Origin of the sequence: Afipia sp. DC4300-2b1 (assembly GCF_049895725.1) — a bacterium.
GTDB lineage: Bacteria > Pseudomonadota > Alphaproteobacteria > Rhizobiales > Xanthobacteraceae > Afipia > Afipia broomeae.
Genome location: NZ_JAFCSX010000002.1, coordinates 1,012,217 through 1,030,746, shown reverse-complemented (window position 1 = coordinate 1,030,746; position 18,530 = coordinate 1,012,217). Strand labels below are relative to the sequence as shown.

General features: G+C 62.0%; 19 protein-coding genes. 11 read left to right on the top strand and 8 right to left on the bottom strand.

From position 1 onward, the window contains the following. Positions 1-138: 138 nt before the first annotated feature. From ACP7AL_RS11915 to rpmG, 3 genes are all read left to right on the top strand, one after another. Positions 139-909, top strand: coding sequence for a cell envelope biogenesis protein TolA (locus ACP7AL_RS11915; protein ID WP_425991517.1), 771 nt, complete (start codon positions 139-141; stop codon positions 907-909). Between the two features lie 158 nt (positions 910-1,067). Next, on the top strand, positions 1,068-2,417 hold the full coding sequence (locus tag ACP7AL_RS11910) for an LLM class flavin-dependent oxidoreductase (protein ID WP_425991515.1): 1,350 nt from the start codon (positions 1,068-1,070) through the stop codon (positions 2,415-2,417). Positions 2,418-2,591: 174 nt separating this feature from the next. Next, positions 2,592-2,759 (top strand): 50S ribosomal protein L33, encoded by a 168-nt coding sequence (gene rpmG / locus ACP7AL_RS11905; protein WP_002712167.1) that lies wholly within the window; start codon positions 2,592-2,594, stop codon positions 2,757-2,759. Positions 2,760-2,839: 80 nt separating this feature from the next. On the opposite strand, the gene ACP7AL_RS11900 is transcribed toward rpmG, so the two are convergent. Next, a complete protein-coding gene (locus tag ACP7AL_RS11900; protein ID WP_425991512.1) occupies positions 2,840-3,718 on the bottom strand; it encodes a universal stress protein in 879 nt (292 codons plus the stop codon). Between the two features lie 165 nt (positions 3,719-3,883). Here ACP7AL_RS11900 and ACP7AL_RS11895 point away from each other — a divergent pair, with 165 nt between their 5' ends. Then, positions 3,884-4,609, top strand: a complete 726-nt coding sequence (locus ACP7AL_RS11895) for a CBS domain-containing protein (protein ID WP_425991510.1) — start codon at positions 3,884-3,886, stop codon at positions 4,607-4,609. Here ACP7AL_RS11895 and ACP7AL_RS11890 read toward each other — a convergent pair. Then, positions 4,606-5,979, bottom strand: coding sequence for a PleD family two-component system response regulator (locus ACP7AL_RS11890; RefSeq protein ID WP_006020931.1), 1,374 nt, complete (start codon positions 5,977-5,979; stop codon positions 4,606-4,608). The two genes, ACP7AL_RS11895 and ACP7AL_RS11890, sit on opposite strands and share 4 nt — an antisense overlap. 18 nt (positions 5,980-5,997) lie before the next feature. Further along, entirely contained in the window at positions 5,998-6,363 is a 366-nt protein-coding gene (locus ACP7AL_RS11885) for a response regulator (RefSeq protein WP_006020932.1), read from the bottom strand. Positions 6,364-6,489: 126 nt separating this feature from the next. On the opposite strand from ACP7AL_RS11885, the gene ACP7AL_RS11880 reads away from it, so the two are divergent. Next, positions 6,490-6,774: a DUF3572 domain-containing protein gene (locus tag ACP7AL_RS11880; protein ID WP_006020933.1), complete on the top strand. Its 285-nt coding sequence runs from the start codon at positions 6,490-6,492 to the stop codon at positions 6,772-6,774. Further along, positions 6,740-8,065, top strand: coding sequence for a DNA polymerase IV (locus tag ACP7AL_RS11875; protein ID WP_425991507.1), 1,326 nt, complete (start codon positions 6,740-6,742; stop codon positions 8,063-8,065). Before ACP7AL_RS11880 ends, ACP7AL_RS11875 begins: the two co-directional genes overlap by 35 nt. Positions 8,066-8,074: 9 nt before the next feature. Here the strand turns inward: ACP7AL_RS11875 and ACP7AL_RS11870 are convergent, their stop codons facing one another. Further along, the gene (locus ACP7AL_RS11870) at positions 8,075-8,932 is read right to left on the bottom strand and encodes a cell envelope integrity EipB family protein (RefSeq protein ID WP_425991505.1); all 858 of its coding nucleotides are present in this window, start codon (positions 8,930-8,932) and stop codon (positions 8,075-8,077) included. A 221-nt stretch (positions 8,933-9,153) separates the two neighbouring features. On the opposite strand from ACP7AL_RS11870, the gene ACP7AL_RS11865 reads away from it, so the two are divergent. The 5 genes from ACP7AL_RS11865 (at position 9,154) to ACP7AL_RS11845 (ending at position 13,412) form a co-directional block, all read left to right on the top strand. Next, positions 9,154-9,621: a RidA family protein gene (locus tag ACP7AL_RS11865; RefSeq protein WP_006020936.1), complete on the top strand. Its 468-nt coding sequence runs from the start codon at positions 9,154-9,156 to the stop codon at positions 9,619-9,621. A 61-nt stretch (positions 9,622-9,682) separates the two neighbouring features. Then, positions 9,683-10,438 (top strand): glycerophosphodiester phosphodiesterase, encoded by a 756-nt coding sequence (locus ACP7AL_RS11860; protein WP_425991502.1) that lies wholly within the window; start codon positions 9,683-9,685, stop codon positions 10,436-10,438. Positions 10,439-10,552: 114 nt separating this feature from the next. Beyond that, positions 10,553-11,725, top strand: a complete 1,173-nt coding sequence (locus ACP7AL_RS11855) for a GNAT family N-acetyltransferase (RefSeq protein WP_425991500.1) — start codon at positions 10,553-10,555, stop codon at positions 11,723-11,725. Between the two features lie 79 nt (positions 11,726-11,804). After that, positions 11,805-12,905 (top strand): FUSC family protein, encoded by a 1,101-nt coding sequence (locus ACP7AL_RS11850; protein WP_425991498.1) that lies wholly within the window; start codon positions 11,805-11,807, stop codon positions 12,903-12,905. A gap of 81 nt (positions 12,906-12,986) precedes the next feature. Beyond that, positions 12,987-13,412, top strand: a complete 426-nt coding sequence (locus tag ACP7AL_RS11845) for an HIT family protein (protein WP_024921489.1) — start codon at positions 12,987-12,989, stop codon at positions 13,410-13,412. A gap of 13 nt (positions 13,413-13,425) precedes the next feature. On the opposite strand, the gene ACP7AL_RS11840 is transcribed toward ACP7AL_RS11845, so the two are convergent. The 4 genes from ACP7AL_RS11840 to clpA form a co-directional block, all read right to left on the bottom strand. Beyond that, complete coding sequence (locus ACP7AL_RS11840; RefSeq protein ID WP_425991496.1) at positions 13,426-13,770, bottom strand: AzlD domain-containing protein; 345 nt, start codon at positions 13,768-13,770, stop codon at positions 13,426-13,428. Next, entirely contained in the window at positions 13,767-14,504 is a 738-nt protein-coding gene (locus ACP7AL_RS11835) for an AzlC family ABC transporter permease (protein WP_425991494.1), read from the bottom strand. The genes ACP7AL_RS11840 and ACP7AL_RS11835 overlap by 4 nt, the downstream gene beginning before the upstream one ends. A gap of 521 nt (positions 14,505-15,025) precedes the next feature. Then, positions 15,026-15,967 carry a lytic transglycosylase domain-containing protein gene (locus ACP7AL_RS11830; protein WP_006020943.1) on the bottom strand — a complete coding sequence of 314 codons (942 nt, stop codon included), beginning with the start codon at positions 15,965-15,967 and terminating at the stop codon, positions 15,026-15,028. A gap of 99 nt (positions 15,968-16,066) precedes the next feature. After that, the gene (gene clpA / locus ACP7AL_RS11825; RefSeq protein WP_425991491.1) at positions 16,067-18,460 is read right to left on the bottom strand and encodes an ATP-dependent Clp protease ATP-binding subunit ClpA; all 2,394 of its coding nucleotides are present in this window, start codon (positions 18,458-18,460) and stop codon (positions 16,067-16,069) included. Positions 18,461-18,530 lie beyond the last annotated feature (70 nt).

Genomic DNA, 18,530 nt, shown 5'->3' with positions numbered 1-18,530 from the left:
TTTCATGCTCGCGTGCGAGCTGATATGTTGGCGTCCGACGGCGGAACGCCCGCCGGGGGATGAGCGAACCACCGTTGTATGCGTACCGGCGCCGCCATATCGGTCGCCGCACATGTTGCGGCCCTGACAGCCTGGCTTTTGCTGGCGGGCGTGCATCCGTTCGAGCCGACGACTGCGGAGGCCATCACCGTTGATATCGTCACGCCCGAGGAGGCGCCGCCCCTTCCCAAAGAGCCCGATTACGATTTTCCCAAGTTTGACGAAAAATCCAATGAGCAGGCTGCGGAAAAGCAGGCTGAACGGGAATCTTCGCAACCCGCCCCGGAACAGCCCTCCAAACCGGCCTCCACTCCCGCTTCAAATGCGAAACAGGATTCGCGGCAGGCCGCGCTCCAACAGCAACAGCAGCCTGCCGAACCGCCCAAACCTGCGGAGCGGCCTCAGGCTCAACAACAGGCGCAGCCTCAAACGCCCCCTCCGGCGCAGCAGCAGGAAGTGCCGACCGCCGCCCCGGATATCACCAGCAAGTTCGGCATGATGTTCACTCTTCCGGACGCCGGCGCAGCCGGCGACTTCGACGCCAAGGCGACGGCAAAGGCGAACATCTCCAGCGAGGACGCCGCGGCACTGCGGGCGCATCTGAAATCATGCTCCGTCCTGCCGCGATCGATATCCCCGGCCGACAACGTCTCGATCATTTTGCGCGTTGCATTTCAGCGCGACGGACGACTCGCAGCGGAGCCGCTGCTGATCGAAGCCAGCGCATCTGAAAAAGGCCCGGCCCTGATGCGCAGCGCAATGGATGCACTGGACAGGTGTCAGCCCTACGCCATGCTTCCGGCAGATCGCTACGATCAGTGGCGCATGCTGGATCTCCGCTTCTCGCCGAAAGACTTCAAGGGCGGGTAACCCAGCCCACCGAGAAGAAACGCCCTCGCGCCCAACTCAAAAAACAATAATCTTCCGTGGCGAGACGCATCGCGCCACCCCATACAATCTCTGATCCTTTTGTATCGCCAAGCGACACTTTTTAAGTGCCGCCTCAAAATCGTCAGGGGAAGAGTCCGATGAGCCCACGCCAGTTGCGCCTCGGCGCTTTCATGCGCCCGGTCAGCATTCATACCGCCGCATGGCGCTATCCCGGCAGTTTCCCCGACGCCAACTTCAATCTCTCGCATCTGAAGCGTTTCATTCAAAAACTTGAACACGGCAAGTTCGACGCCTTCTTCATGGCCGATCATCTCGCGGTGATGAATATGCCGATCAACGCGCTCAAGCGCAGTCACACCGTCACATCGTTCGAGCCGTTCACATTGCTGGCGGCGCTGGCCGGCGTGACAGAGCGCATCGGGCTGGTTGCGACCGCCTCGACCACTTACGACGAGCCCTATCATGTCGCGCGCCGCTTCGCCTCGCTCGATCATATCAGCGGCGGCCGCGCCGGCTGGAACGTCGTCACCACCGGAAATCCGGAAACCGCTCTGAATTTCGGTCTTGAAGAGCATGTCGAACACGGTGAACGCTACAAGCGCGCGCGTGAATTCTTCGATGTCGTCACAGGCCTGTGGGATTCCTTCGCCGATGACGCCTTCGTGCGCGATGCCGAGAGCGGCATCTATTTCGATCCCGCGAAAATGCACACGCTGAATCACAAGGGCCAGTTTCTCTCGGTCAAGGGTCCGCTCAACATTGGCCGGCCGGTGCAAGGCTGGCCGGTGATCGTTCAGGCCGGCGCGTCGGAACCCGGCAAGCAGCTTGCGGCAGAAACGGCCGAAGCGGTGTTCACCGGCGGCGGCACGCTTGCCCAGGCCCAGGCGCTCTACGAAGATATAAAGAGCCGCATGGACACGTTGGGACGCGACCGCGACCACCTTAAGATTCTGCCGGGCGCATTCGTTGTCGTTGGCGACACCCTCGAGGAAGCGCAAAAGAAGCGCGACCTGCTCGACAGCCTCGTCCACTATGACAGCGCTATCGCGGGGCTTTCCGTCATCCTCGGCACCGATGCATCGAAATTCGATCCCGATGGCCCTCTTCCGCCCATCCCGGACACCAACGCCAGCAAGAGCGGCCGCGACCGGCTGGTCGAATATGCGGCCAAGAACAACGTGACGGTCCGGAAACTTGCGCAGCGCGTCGGCGGCTATGGCGGCCTGTCGTTTGTCGGGACGCCCGCCACCATTGCCGATCGGATGGAAGAATGGCTGGTGACCAACGCCTCCGACGGTTTCAACATCATGTTCCCGTTCCTGCCGGAGGGGCTGGACGACTTCGTCGACAAGGTGGTTCCGGAACTTCAGCGGCGGGGCATCTTCCGAAAGGACTACGAGGGCCGTACGCTGCGCGAAAATCTCGGCTTGCCACGGCCCAAAAACCGGTTTTTCGAGCCTGCCGGGGCTGTGAAAGCGGCTGAATAGCCTCTCAGGCCCATCGAACCGGGGGGCCTTCGCGGGCGAAATCCGGGGTATCCGCTTCTCGGAATAATACGGCCTAAAACCTTGACTTTGGGGCGTTCGAAGCTAGGTTGCGCCCCAAATGCAGCTCGATCTGTCGGGTCTGCTCGTGATTCCTGACATTCGAGGTTCTGAAACATGGCCAAAGCGGTCACCATCAAGGTCAAGCTCGTTTCCAGCGCGGACACCGGCTTTTACTACGTCGCCAAGAAGAACTCGCGCACGATGACCGACAAGCTCGTGAAGAAAAAGTACGATCCGGTCGCGAAGAAGCACGTCGAGTTCCGCGAAGCCAAGATCAAGTAATTATTTCAATTGCTTATGTACGAAAACGGGGCCTCGCGGCCCCGTTTTGCGTTTTATCCCCTCCCGTCGGTCACTACCGGTCAGTGGGACAGCAGGACCCAGCACGGCGGGTTGGCCAGAATTGAGCGCGTGGCTCCGCCCAGAATGAACTCGCGCAGCCTCGAGTGGCCGTAAGCGCCCATCACCAGAAGATCGACACCACGGGAGGCAACATAGGCTTCCAGGAAACTGCCGATCGAATGCTGATCGGTTTTCTTGACGTCCTCATGGATCGCTTCAATTCCGAATCCTGCCAGGTACTCGACGAATTGCTGCCCTTGAGCAGACGACAGTGGCTTGTCGTCAGTCGCCGTGAATGCCCTCACCGTCCTTGCGCGCCGGAGAAACGGCAACGCATCGCCGACGGCTCGTGCAGCCTGACGGCTGCCATCCCACGCCACGGCAACAGTCTGGACAGCCGTCGCCAGCGGCCGCAGCGGCTCTTCCGGAAAGATCAGAACCGGACGGCCTGATTCGAAGATGAGCTGCTCGGCGAGATCAAACTGGTCTTCGGTGTCCTTCCTGAGGGGCTGAACAGTCACGTGGTGCAGCCGCGCCAACTCCACCAGATTCCGTGTCATGTCATAGGGCGCCCTGCGCTCAAGGCGACAGCGGTGCATCACATTGTGATGCGCGGCGACCTCCTCGAAACTATGGACGAGCTGCTGTGCATTCGCTGCGCTCTTTCTCGCCTCCCGTTCGAGAAACTCCCCCATATGGGCGCCTTCGAAGTAAAGGCCCGTCTCGATTTCGATCTCGTACACCACCGCAGAAACGCGTTGCGAGATGGTCGAATGATTCCCGTTGCGGGCTCCTGCCGATAAAAGACTTTCGCTCAGTTGAAACACCGTCTCGATTGCAGCCTTTGTCGTCGGCTTCGGATAGCTGACAAGCGGAAGCAAGAAGTCCCTGGTGGCCATGGCAATCTCCTTGGGGCTCAACTTAGCCGGAGCCGGAACCTTCTGGCTTGATATGGCTCAAAGCAGCGGGAGAATCTCCGCCATTTGATGTGCATCAAGGTGATTAAAGGAGAAGCGATCACATTGAACGAGTGAACGCCCATTCCCGCGTGCAAAGGTGATTTCATGAAAGCCCATCACATCATGACACGTAAAGTCATCAAGGTTGCCCCGGGTGACTCGATCACTGATGCCGCTCGGCTTATGCTCGACAACCATCTGAGCGGCCTTCCTGTCGTTGACCTGAAGGGCGCACTGGTCGGTATTGTCACGGAGCGCGACCTGTTGCGCCGGCGTGAAATCGGTACGCAGCGCAACCGGCCACGCTGGCTTGATTTTATCCTTGGCCCGGGACGTCAGGCCGCGGACTATGTCCAGACCGCCGGACGCCGCGTTGATGAGATCATGACGCGCGACGTGCAAACCGTGACTGAAGACACTCCGCTCTCCGATGTCGTAGCCATCATGGAAAGGTATCGCATCAAGCGCGTTCCCGTGATGAACAGCAACAACAAGCTCACGGGAATCATCAGCCGCCAGAACTTCGTCCGGGCTGTCGCAGGCCTCGCTCGCGATGTCCCCGACCCCACTGCGGACGATACACACATCCACACCCGCATTCTCAAAGAGATCGGGCGCCATGACTGGGGCCCATCCGGTCTGGAGGTGTTTGTCCGCAACGGTGTGGTCGATATCTGCGGCGTCATCACGGACGAGCGCACGCGACAAGCCATCATCGTAGCCGCCGAGAATGTCGCGGGCGTCAAGCAGGTGCACGATCACCTGTGCTGGGTTGACCCCTTATCCGGCGCATATTTCGAGCCGAAAGAAGAAAGAACGAAAGCGAGCTAAGCCGCCGCAGCCACTACGCGGTTCCGGCCGTCGTGCTTGGCGCGGTACAGCGCCTGATCGGCGCGTTTGAGGACGGCGCTGATCGCCTCGCCCTTGGTTTCGAGCGTCGAGATGCCGATCGAAATGGTCACCTCGATGCGCTTGACGCCTTTCTCGATCGTAAAGGGCTCGCCAGCGATGGAGCGGCGAAGGCGCTCGGCAACCATTCCCGCCACATGCAGGTCGGTTTCCGGCATCACGATAACGAATTCCTCACCGCCGTAACGGCAGGCCAGATCGATCCCGCGGATCGACTTGCGGATACGCACCGCGAATTCGCGCAGCACGTCGTCGCCGGCATCGTGGCCGTAAGTGTCGTTGATCGACTTGAAGTAATCGATGTCGAGCATCATCAGCGCCAACGGCTTGGCCCGCATCGCCGCCTGTTCCGCCAATGTGGCGAGATGGCTTTCCATATAGCGGCGGTTATGCAGCCCGGTCAGCGGATCGGTGATCGCCATTTCGATCGAGTTCTGCACGTTGTCGCGCAGGTGATCGGTATAGCGGCGCTTGCGGATCTGGGTGCGCGCCCGCGCCAGCAGTTCGTTCTTGTCCACCGGGCGCAGCAGGTAATCGTTGACACCGATCTCCAGCCCCCGCAGCAACCGCGCGTTGTTGTCGGCATCGGCAATGGCGAGGATCGGTACGCTGCGCGTCCGCTCCAGCGAGCGCGCCTGGCTGCAAAGCCGCAAGCCATCGAAATTCTCAAGCCCGAGCGACACAATCAGCAGATCGTAATTGCCATCGGCGGCATGAAACACCGCTTCGGCGGGATTCGGTTCGACGTCGACGCTGTGCTCGGTGGCCAGCACCGGAGCCAGCCGCTCGTAGGACGACGGCCGGTCGTCCACCAGCAGAATGCGCCCGCCCTTGCCCGTATCGGCAACCGCGTCGCGCTCCGGCGCATTGACGCCAATCTCGAGCGACGTGATCGCGCGCATGCGCAGTTCGTCGGTCATCATCTTCAGCCGGGTCAGCGACCGCACGCGGGCGATCATCACGACATCGGACACCGGCTTGGTGAGGAAATCGTCGGCGCCGGCATCGAGCCCTCGCACGCGGTCGGATGGACTGTCGAGTGCCGTCACCATGATGACCGGGATGAAATGGGTCTTCGGATTCGATTTCAGGCGGCGGCAGACCTCGAAACCGTCGATGTCCGGCATCATGACATCGAGCAGCACGATGTCGCATTCCGCGCGCTCGCAGATCTCAAGCGCCTGTGTCCCGCAATTCGCCGTCACCACGTCGAAATATTCCGCGGACAGACGCGCCTCGAGCAGCTTTACGTTGGCGAGAACGTCGTCAACGACCAGAACGCGCGCGGACATCGAATTCTCCAAACTTTCCTAGCCGACAAACCGTCGAACCGTCTCAATAAACTTCCCAACCGAGATCGGTTTGGACAAATACGCTTCGCACCCGCCTTCGCGAATACGTTCTTCATCGCCCTTCATGGCAAATGCCGTTACCGCGACCACGGGGATAGCACGCAAGTCGACATCCGCCTTGATCCAGCGTGTCACGTCGAGACCGGAAACTTCGGGTAGCTGAATATCCATGAGGATGAGATCGGGCCGGTATGTGCGAGCGAGATCGAGTGCTTCAACCCCGTTACGCGTGCCGACTGTCTGATACCCATGGGCCTCAAGCAGATCGCGAAAGAGCTTCATATTGAGCTCGTTGTCTTCCACGATCAGGACGGTTTTGGCCATCCTGGCCCTCCAATTCCCGTAAAATGCCCGTACGTGCTGAAACCGTTGAATTCGCCACGCCGTGATGACTCGGGCATGATGGGTTCAAAATAGAGACGATAAGTTACGGAAAGGCAAACACGATCAATGACAAAGGGCCCTAAAAACCCTCAGGAAGTCGCTGAATTCGTTGCGATTCAGGCGCTCTCCTTCCTGGCGTCCGATCCCGAACGGCTAGGGTTGTTCCTGACCGAGAGCGGTATCGGCCCTCAAACCCTCCGGACGGCCGCCGCAGACCCGAAGTTCCTCGCGGGCGTGCTCGATTTCATCGTGCGCGATGACGCGACCGTGAAGGCCTTCGCCGACGCCTCGCAACTGACACCGCAGGCCGTCGCCAATGCGCGCGAGGTGCTGGAACCACGTTGGGAATAATTCAGTGAGCGACCGTCGGCCCGCCGATTCACCGGGTTTCTGCCGCGACTGCCTGTCGGACGCGGCGGCAAAGGCGATGCGCTGCGCTGAATGCGGCTCGCCCCGCATGGTCCGGCATCGCTCTCTCGGAACACTGACGCTCGCGCATATCGATTGCGATGCATTCTATGCAACCGTAGAGAAACGCGACAATCCGGACATCGCCGACAAACCCGTCATCATCGGCGGCGGCAAGCGCGGCGTCGTGTCCGCCGCCTGTTATATCGCGCGCACGTATGGCGTGCGCTCGGCGATGCCGATGTTCAAGGCGCTCGACCTCTGCCCCTCGGCGGTTGTCGTGCGTCCCGACATGGCGAAGTATGTCCGCGTCGGCCGCGAGGTTCGCCACGCGATGATGGCGCTGACGCCGCTGGTCGAGCCGCTCTCCATCGATGAGGCCTTCCTCGATCTCAGCGGCACGGAACTCGTGCACGGCATGATCCCCGCCAAGGTGCTTGCGCGGTTTGCCACTCAGGTCGAACGGGACATCGGCATCACCGTGTCGGTCGGCCTGTCGGTGAACAAGTTTCTGGCCAAGATCGCATCCGATATCGACAAGCCGCGCGGCTTCGCTGCACTGGATCAGGAGGAAGCGCGCGAGATGCTGGCCGACCGGCCTGTCGGCTTTATCTATGGCGTCGGTCCCGCTTCGCAGGAAAAACTCTCTCAGCGCGGGTTCCGTCTCATCAAGGATTTGCAGCGCGCAGACGAAACCGATCTGATGAAGCAGTTCGGTCCTGAGGGACGGCGGCTGTGGCGGCTGGCGCGCGGCATCGATGAGCGAAAGGTCGTCGCGGATCGCGGCGCCAAGACGATTTCCAACGAGACGACGCTGGAAACCGACGTGCGGGACTTCGCGACGCTGGAAAAGATCCTGTGGCGGCTATGCGAAAAGGTGTCCTCACGCCTTAAAAGCGGCGACCTCTCCGGCTCGACGATCACCCTGAAACTGAAAACCGCGGACTTCAGGCAGCGCACCCGCTCCCAATCGCTTCAGGTCCCGACACAGCTTGCCACCAGAATTTTTGCGACGGTGCGCGAAATGCTCAGCCGCGAGATCGACGGCACCGCGTTCCGGCTGATCGGCGCCGGCGTCAGCGCCCTGAAGCCCGGCGCGGAAGCCGACGGTCAGGATCTGCTGGACCGGCGATCCGCTCATGCCGAGCGTGCGATGGACAATGTCCGAAAAAAATTCGGCAACGCCGCCGTGATCCGCGGCATTGCCTATGATGGACCGGCGAAAGCCGAATGACGGCCCGCCCTATTTACAGGGCTTGGTTTCCTTGATGTCGATCTTGTCCATGGCGCCCGCAATGACGAAATCGTTGTAATCGAGCGAGAGCGCCCGCGACACGCCGTCTTCGTAGAGCTCGAACGACATCGCATAGGCCGGCGTCTGCTCACCGGAATTCGATTTCGTTGCACGGTCGTAGTAGCTCACGGTGACCGGCCACCGGGTCTGGGATTTGAACTTCTCGTTGGTGCTGGCGGCATCCGGCTTTGCCGGCATCTTTGTCCCGGGGATCGGCTGCCCGATGACGGTGAGCGTGTTGTAAACCTTCTCGCCGTCGTCCGACCCGTCATAGACCACGAGTTCGAGCAGCGACTTTCCTTCGCGCGCGGCCTCGATGATCAGCCTGACCTGCTCCGTCGGGAACACCGCGCCCTCAATGGTGAACGTCTTCGCCTTGGGCTTCTTCAGCTTGACCCTGATTGTCTTGCCGTCGCGCTCCGCCATACCGTCGATCGACGTCGTATCGGCATCGTTCATGCGGGTCTCGATCTTGAAGCGGTAGCTCTTGCCCTCGCCGTCTTCCCAGCTCGTCGAGCGCAGATCGCTCACGGTGGTTTTGTTCTCACCGGTATCGAGCTGCGACACCTGCCGGAATTCAGTGGTGTAGCCTTCGCAGGCACTGCCGGCGAAGTTGTACAGGATGCGGCCCCGCGCGTTGCTGACACTGGCGTTGCCGCGCGATGTTTTCAGGCTCAGGTCGTAGACCGCCTGATGCGCGAGAAACGCAACGCTGGGTGCGGCTTCTGCTCCGCCCGCAGCCGATGCCAGAAACACAGCAGACAGGGCAACCAATCCACAACCCGAAATCCGGCGCGCGCGACGCATGGCGTCTCCTTAAGGTAATGAGAATCGAAGAATAATAGCCGCAGCATTGCGCCGCAACCGGGGCAAAAACGCAAAATTGCCCCGAATATCCGGCAAAAATCGCACGCCTTGCGCGCTTGCATGTGAATGCACGATGGGCGAAATATGGCGCGCCCGACACATCGGCATGAACGCCGGACCTCACTCCGGGCAAATACTCAGATAAAACATCGGGGACTGACATGGCGGGAACGGTCGAGCAGAAGTTGAACGAGTTGGGTATTGTGCTGCATCAGCCCAACCCTCCCATCGCGAATTATGTCGGCTTTGTTCGCACCGGAAATCTGCTGTTCGTATCGGGCCAGGTCTGCAACACCCCGGAAGGCAAGCTGATCGCCAAAGGCAAACTCGGCGCCGGCGTGACCACCGAGCAAGGCGCCGCCGCCGCACGCGGCTGTGCGATCAACCTGCTGGCGCAGGTCAAGATGGCGCTCGGCGATCTCGACAAGGTTGCCCGCGTTGTGCGCCTTAGCGGTTTCGTCAACGCGACACCGGATTTCCTCGAAGGGCCGAAGGTGCTCAACGGCGCATCGGATCTGATGGTGGCAATATTCGGCGACAAAGGCCGCCATGCGCGCACCACGGTCGGCGTGGCCGCCCTGCCCTCGGACGCCGCGGTCGAAGTCGAAGGCATCTTCGAGGTCGCCTGAGCATGATCCCGAAAAGTGGGAACCGGTTTTCGGACAAGATCATGCTCAAGAAATCAAACTGATGGCTGCGCGCGCGCCCGGCTGGCTCACGGCACGGCCAATCGCCCATCGCGGGCTGCATGACCGCGCGCGCGGCATCATCGAGAACATGCCGTCGGCAGTCGACGCAGCGGTTGCCGGCAACTTTGCGATCGAGGTTGATCTTCAAGCCACCGCCGACAATGAGGCGATGGTCCACCATGATTACGCGCTGGGCCGGCTCACCCAAGGCACCGGCGAACTGCTGTCGCTGACCGCGGCGCAGCTCAAGCAGGTCGGCTTCAGGCACACCGCAGAACGGATGATGACGCTGGGCGATCTCTGCGCGCGCGTCGCCGGACGCGTCCCGCTGGTGCTCGAGGTGAAAAGCCGTTTCGACGGCAGCCGGACGCTGGTGAGGCGAATGGCCGAAGTGCTGACGTCGTACAGCGGACCGGTCGCCGCGATGTCGTTCGATCCCGATCAGGTGATGGCGCTGCGCGACCTGATGCCCGGTCTGCCGCGCGGCATCGTGGCCGAACGACACTACACCGAGGGCGAGTGGACGCGGCTGCCGCCCGAGAAAACCCGTGAGATGACAGGCCTGCGCCACGCGTTCCGCACGCAGCCGCATTTCGTCAGCTACCGGGTCGACGATTTGCCGTCGCCTGCGCCCTGGATCGCACGCAACATCTTTGGCTGCGCGCTGATCACGTGGACTGTGCGGACCCCGGAACAGCGCGCACGCAGCGCCCGAAATGCCGACCAGATGACTTTCGAGGGTTTCATCCCGGAGTAAGCCGAACGCGCGATACCAGCCATCCGATGCCAGATACTTGAAGCCATCCGCGCAAGAACCGATCTATAATGCTGAACGGTTTCGGTTTTCTCACGGCCACGGTACCCCTTCCCTTTGACGGATTCCTGCGAGATCACCCTTGAAGCGGTCTCCTCAGTCGGCCAGGTCCCGGCCGACGAGTGGAATGCGTGTGCCAATTCAGATGGCAGCTACAATCCATTTGTGACGCACGCCTTTTTTGCAGCTTTGGAAGAGTCAGGCTCTGCCATCGCGCGCACCGGCTGGGCTGCGCGCCATCTGGTGGCGAGGATGAATGGGCAAGCCGTCGGCATCGTGCCCGGTTATCTGAAAAATCACTCGCAAGGCGAATACGTGTTCGACCACGGCTGGGCTGATGCCTATGCGCGCGCGGGCGGAAGCTACTACCCGAAATTGCAGGCCACCGTTCCGTTCACCCCGGCGACTGGCCCTCGCCTGCTCGTGGGCAACGGCCCGGATGCCGCGCGTATCCGCGAGACACTGGCCAGCGGCCTGATCGCGCTGTGCGGCGCCACGCACGCCTCATCGGTGCATGTCACCTTCGCCCGCGAAGACGAATGGACGCTCCTCGCCGAACATGGCTTCCTGCAACGCACCGACCAGCAATTCCATTGGCGCAATGAAGGCTACGGCACGTTCGAGGATTTCCTCGCCACGCTGGCCTCGCGTCACCGCAAGGCGATCCGCCGCGAGCGACGCGACGCGCTCGCCAACGGCATCACCATTCATGCCCTGACCGGCGACGGCATCACGCCCGACGTCTGGGACGCATTCTTCGAATTTTACATGGAGACCGGCTCGCGCAAGTGGGGACGGCCCTATCTCACCCGCGCGTTCTACACCATGATCGGTGAGACCATGGCGAAAGACGTGCTTCTGGTGATGGCAAAGCGCGACGGCAAATGGATCGCCGGTGCGATCAACTTCATCGGCTCCGACACGCTGTTCGGCCGCCACTGGGGCGCTGTCGAGCACCATCCCTTCCTGCATTTCGAGGTCTGCTATTATCAAGCCATCGACTTCGCGATCCGGCGCGGCCTGAAGCGCGTCGAGGCCGGCGCACAGGGTGAGCACAAGATCGCCCGCGGCTACCTGCCCCAGACCACCTACTCCGCGCACTACATCGCCGATCCCGCGCTGCGCCGGGCGATCCGCGACTATCTCAAGCACGAGCGAAGCTACGTGCAGCAGGCCGTGCGCGAACTCACCGAGGCCGGTCCGTTCCGCAAGGCCAACGGTGACGACTGAGCGCCGGCATTGTGGCCGCCGCGCAAGCCGCCTAACCTGAGCTTCACTTGCCGACCACAACACCGCTGCGGGAAATGCCTTGAGTTCAATCGCTGACCGGACCCGCGAATTCCTGACGCGCCGCGCCTCCGAGCTGCGCCAGACCGTTCGTGTCACCATTGCCGTGGGTGCGGCTTATGCGGCCTACAAGAGTCTCGGCCTGCCGCAGGGCTACTGGGCGGTGTTCACCGTCATCATTGTCATGCAAGGGTCGATCGGCGGGACGCTCGGCGCGGCCACGGAGCGCATGATCGGCACCCTGGCAGGCGCGGTCTTCGGCGGACTGGCAGCGGCATTTCATTCGAACACATCGCTCGGCATTGGCGTCGCCCTCGTCCTTGTCACGTGCATCACTGTGTGGGGCGCAGCGGTCCGCCCTCAGTTGCGGGTGGCGCCGGTCACCGCCGCCATCATGCTGCTGACCGAACCGGCCGGCGCGCCAGTCGAGCAGTTCGTTCTCGATCGCATTGTCGAGATCGGATTGGGCGGCGTGATCGGCGTGCTGGCAATGGTGCTGATATTTCCCGCGCGCTCCCATACCGTCGTCGTGGCCCGCTCGGTCACCGTACTGGCACGCATGCGAAAGCTCCTGCTCGCGGAAGCGGAGGCGCTCGATCGCGGCGAGGCGCTGGCTCCCTCGCTCGAACACGCGGCCCTGAGGCAGGCGCTGACCGCCGTCGAGCAGGCGCTGAAAGATGCCGACAGGGAGCGCGCCTCTCGTCTTGCCGATCATCGCATTCCCTCCGCGATCCCGCGAACGCTCTGGCGCGTGCGCAACGATCTCGTCGCGATCGGCAACGTGCTCCGCGAACCCCTTCCGGCCACGATCGCCTCAACGCTGGCGCCTGCAGCCGCGAACCTGCTGCGCGCCGAAGCCGAATTGACGCAGCGATGCGCGATCGCCCTCGACGCCGTCACCGTGGTTTCACGCGAAGACCTGTCCGCCGCGCATTTTGCTTTCACGGAAACGTTCAGCGGCCTGCGGCAGTCCGGTGTCATGCGCGCGCTGGATTTCAATGCGGTCGGGCGTACTTTCGGCCTCGCCTACACGCTGGACGGTCTTCATCGCGATCTGGCCGATCTCGCCGACAGGATCGATGAGATTGCCACTGGAATACCGGAGCCCACGGTGAATTCCTGACATGCCATCCTTGAGGCAACCCCGCTTGACCGCGCGGCGCTGGGCGGCGAATGTGACGCGCCTCTTTTTCCGGGATGAACCATGACCGCTTACGACACCAACAACATTTTCGCGAAGATCCTGCGCGGCGAAATTCCCTGTCACAAAGTCTATGAAGACGAACACACCTTCGCCTTCCTGGACATCATGCCGCGATGCCCCGGACATACGCTGGTGATCCCAAAGGCTCCGGCCCGGAACATTCTCGACATCTCGCCCGACAGCTTCGCGCATGTCGCCCGCACGGCGAAGAAAATCGCGGTCGCCGGCATGAAAGCCTTCAATGCCGCCGGGATCACCTTGCAACAGTTCAGCGAGCCGGCAGCGGGCCAGGTCGTCTATCACCTGCACGTCCATGTCATGCCACGGGTTGAGGGCGTCGCGCTGTTGCCGCCGGCAAGCCGCAAGGAAGACGTCAAGGTTCTGGAAGATCACGCCACGCGGCTGATCGCAGCGCTGAACGGCTGAGCCGCAGAGCGGTTCAGCCCATCCACCACTTGCCCGCGAGCACGACGACTTCACCGGCGATTACGCCGGCGAACACCGATCTGCGCGTCGCGATGAAGACCGCAAAACCGACGGCCACCGCGCCATAGCGCACCACGTCGGGGACGGTCGCGAGCGCGCCGGGTGGTGAAATCAGAATCTGCGCGATGACGCCTGCAAGAATTGCAGCGGCGACCGCCCTCACCCAGACCAGGAACTCCGAGCTCTCATCGATCCCGCCGCCGATCACGAGACCGAGCACGCGCCAGACCTCGTTCGACAGGAAGCCCGCGAACAGCAGCAGCGCGATCGCCTGTCCATCGCCGAACAGTCCGCTCATGCGCGCCTCCGGATCCGATGAACGCCATAGGCAATCGTGCCGGCGGTCAGACCGCAGATCATGATGTCGACGCCGGTTTGCAGCAGTTGCACCAGCGGATAGAGCGCAAGCCCGAGCGCGAGCGCCAGCTTGTCCACCAGCTTGTGCGCGTTGCGCGCCGTGGACAGCAGGAATGTCAGCGGCGTAAGCGCGAGAATGCCGGCGGCGAGCAGCGGCGGCAAGCTCGCGGCAAGTCCGTAGCCGATCAGCGTGGCTACACTGCTCAGGAACACCAGTCCGAAGCCGAGGCCGTTCAGGAATGCGATCCGCCGCTCGCGCGGGACATGCGGCAGCAGACGAAAGCTCTCGACCCAGACCGTCACCGCCACGAGATGTGCCGGCAGCGCAAGCTGGCGCATCTTGGTCTGCGGCGTCCGCAACATCGGCAGCACCGAAACCACCATCGGCAACAGCCGGATCGCGCTGATGGTCACCGCCAGCGCCGACTCCAGAAGCGTCACGCCGGCATGGGATGTGGAGATCAGTATGATTTGCGCAGGCCCGGCCCAGACCAGCACCGTGCTGGCCAGCGCCCAGCCCAGCGTGAAGCCGGTATCATGGGCGAATGCGCCGACCCCGATGAAGGTCCCGAACAGCACGAGCGCCAGAATCGACGACAGCGCGGATTTTACCCCGAGCGCGAATGCGATGGGCGTGCTTAGCCATTTCGGGGAATCGAGGGCGGGAAGTGCCAAGGGGTGGAATACCGGGTGAATCGTTGGATTCATCACGCGGTTGAAACGCGCCGCCGTCAAGGGACCGGGGACGCTAATTTCGCGGAGCCGTACCGCTCAATTGCACAGCTTGCAGGACGCGCATCGCTATCGGTGCGCGCCGAGAACATTCGCCGCAAACAGCGGCGTTAAAATCAGATCCAAATCAGATCGAAGGCTCGCGCGCGGATGACGACAGCGAACCGAGAACACACAAGGTTGCAAATGCTATTCCGATAATCCCGAACGTCAGCACGACGGCCTCCTCACAGACTGCGGCGAAACGCTTTCGCTGCCCCCGATCAGATGATTGGAAAACGGTTTCGCAAAACTTAAGCGAAAATCGTCAGCATCGCGTTAGCATTTCGTTGAGCATAAAGTTCACTGCACGAATTGAAGTTATGCCTGCAAATATTGAGTTCCTTTCGCTCGCGATCTGGCCGCGGCGTTAACCGTCACAACAGATTCCTGTAATTTTCGGCGGCGTTCAGCACTGGCGGCAGTTAACCATGCTGCTCCGCGTTCTTCAGCACGATGCACGCCTGCCCCGCCCGTCTGATGCGATCGCACAACTCATTGGCGGCAGCCCGCGTGTCCGCCCCGACCCGCACCTGATAGAACGGGCGTGTGCCGCGGCTGCGGAAGATCGAGCTGAGAAGGCTCGGATCGCGATCGCCGATGATCGCACTCAATCGCGTCATGGAGCGGGCATACATCGCCAGCGCCTTGTCACGCGAGAACCCGGCGGCAAGCTGCACACCCCATGGCATCGCCGCGCCGAGCTTCACGCGCTGGGCAAGCTCCGTGACAAAGGGGTTGGGTGCACGCTGCAACAGCGCCATCAGTTCGCGGCAGCCGGCGGGCGGCGTGCGGTCTTTGATCGCGCCGTTCTTGCCCGCAGACGCCCAGTCGTCGACCGACGTACCGGTGATTGCATAAACGTAGTTGCGGGTTTCGGACGGCATATAACCGGTGCCGGCAAGCCATTCCTGCACCCGCCGCGGCCCCGCATTGTAAGCGGCCGCTGCAAGCCCGAGATTGCCGAACTGTTCGCGCAGCTCTTGCAGGAACTCGGCCGATTTCGGCAGCGCCTGCACCGGATCGAACGGATCGAGCAGCCGCCGCTCGCTGGCCGTCCCCGGCATGAACTGCGCTACGCCCTGCGCGCGCTGCCCGCTCCGTGTCATCGGTCCCACTGCGTCCGGCTGAAACCGGCTTTCCTGCCAGATGACGCGCGCAAAGAATTCCAGAGGCAGACCGTGCGCGGACGCCGCGGATTCGATCATCAGGCACATCGCTTCGCGCGTGTTGCCATCCTTCGCTGTGGCAGCAGCAGGTGCTGGAGCCGCAGGCGGATCGTCGGGTTCATCTGCACGCGCAAGCGTCGCCGCTAGCGTCACGATCACGCCAACCGCAAGCCACTTCCCCGGGTGCCGCCACTTCATCGCAACAGTCTCGCCGCCGAGAATGTCGAAAAGCAGATCAAAATAGCAAAAACCCGGCGATCGCTGGACCGCCGGGTTTTTTTGTTCTCTTTAGCCTGATCAGACCTTCATTAAAGGCTTGGTCGGGCCCTTTGGACCATCGCCGCCCTTTGGCTTGCGGGGCGCGGAACGCTTGCGCGATCCTGGCAGCTTCTCGGGCTTCGGCGTGACCGGACCTTCGACGAACTCGAAGCCGATCTTGTCGACGTCCTGCTCGTCCTTCACCAGCACGACGCGGACATGTCCGCCGCCCTTCAGCTTGCCGAACAGCACCTCGTCCGCCAGCGGCTTTTTGACGTGCTCCTGAATGATACGCGCCATCGGCCGCGCGCCCATCTGCTCGTCATAGCCGTGTTCGATCAGCCAGGCCTTGGCGGGCTCCGACAGTTCGATGGTCACGTCGCGATCCGCAAGCTGCGCTTCGAGCTGAAGCACGAACTTCTCGACCACCATGCCGATGACATCGGTGTTGAGATGCGCGAACGACACGATGGCATCGAGACGGTTGCGGAATTCCGGCGCGAACTGCCGGTTGATCGCTTCCTGATCGTCGCCTTCGCGCTTGTTGCGCGTGAAGCCGAACGCCTGACGGGCAAGATCGGCCGCACCGGCATTCGTCGTCATGATGAGAATGACGTTGCGGAAGTTGACCTGCTTGCCGTTGTGGTCGGTCAGCTTGCCGTGGTCCATGATCTGCAACAGCACGTTGTAGAGATCCGGATGCGCCTTCTCGATTTCGTCGAGCAGCACCACGCAGTGCGGATGCTGGTCTACGCCATCGGTCAGCAGGCCGCCCTGATCGAAGCCGACATAGCCCGGAGGCGCGCCGATCAGACGCGACACGGTATGGCGCTCCATGTACTCCGACATGTCGAAGCGGATCAGTTCGACACCAAGCGACGCCGCCAGTTGCTTGGCGACTTCGGTCTTGCCGACGCCGGTCGGACCCGAGAACAGGTACGAGCCGATCGGCTTCTCCGGCTCGCGCAGGCCGGCGCGGGCAAGCTTGATCGACGCGGCCAGCGCCTCGATCGCCTTGTCCTGACCGAATACCGTGCGCTTCAGGGTCGTCTCGAGATGCTTGAGCACCTCGGCGTCATCCTTCGACACCGACTTCGGCGGAATCCGCGCCATCGTCGCGATGGTGGTCTCGATTTCCTTGATGCCGATGGTCTTCTTGCGCCTGTTCTCCGGCACCAGCATCTGCGCAGCACCCGACTCGTCGATCACGTCGATCGCCTTGTCCGGCAGCTTGCGGTCATGGATGTAACGCGCCGAGAGGTTCACCGCCGCCTCGATGGCATCGTTGGTGTACTTCAGCTTGTGGTAGTCCTCGAAGTAAGGCTTGAGACCCTTGAGGATGCCGATCGCGTCTTCGACCGTCGGCTCGTTGACGTCGATCTTCTGGAACCGGCGCACCAGTGCGCGGTCCTTCTCGAAGTGCTGGCGATATTCCTTGTAGGTGGTCGAACCCATGCAACGGATCGTGCCGGAAGCCAGCGCCGGCTTCAGCAGGTTGGATGCGTCCATCGCGCCGCCAGAGGTGGCGCCCGCGCCGATCACGGTGTGGATTTCGTCGATGAACAGGATCGCGTTGGGATGCGCTTCCAGCTCCTTGATCACCTGCTTGAGGCGCTCTTCGAAATCGCCGCGATAGCGCGTGCCCGCAAGCAGCGTGCCCATGTCGAGCGAAAAGACCGTGGACGCTGCCAGCACTTCCGGCACTTCGCTGTCCACAATGCGCTTTGCCAGGCCCTCCGCGATCGCGGTCTTGCCGACACCCGCTTCGCCGACGAACAGCGGATTGTTCTTCTGGCGGCGGCACAGCACCTGAATGGCGCGGTTGATTTCGGCGTGGCGGCCGATAACCGGATCGATCTTGCCGTCGCGCGCCTTCTTGTTCAGGTTGACGCAATAGGTCTCGAGCGCCTCGCCCTTCTTCTTGGAATCATCGTTGCCCTTGGTGTCGGCTTCCTCATCGACGCCGCGCACCGGCCGCGCCTCGGACACACCGGGACGCTTGGCAATGCCGTGGCTGATGTAGTTCACCGCGTCATAGCGCGTCATGTCCTGCTCTTGCAGGAAATACGCGGCATGGCTTTCGCGCTCCGCGAAGATCGCGATCAGCACGTTGGCGCCGGTGACTTCCTCGCGGCCCGAGGACTGCACATGGATTACCGCGCGCTGCACGACGCGCTGGAATCCGGCGGTCGGCTTGGCGTCGTCGGAACCTTCCGCGACCAGGTTTTCAAATTCAGTTTCGAGATAGTTGACCAGACTGCCGCGCAGCTTGTCGAGATCGACACTGCATGCGCGCATCACGGCAGCAGCGTCCGAGTCATCGATCAGCGAAAGCAGCAGATGCTCGAGCGTCGCATACTGGTGATGCCGCTCGTTTGCGATGGCAAGCGCACGGTGCAGGGATTGTTCAAGGCTCTGAGAGAAAGTCGGCATTCGCGTCCCTTAATGGCCCCCGCCATTTCGTTTGATCGTTTGTCGTCGGGTTCGGGCTTGATCAGTTCCT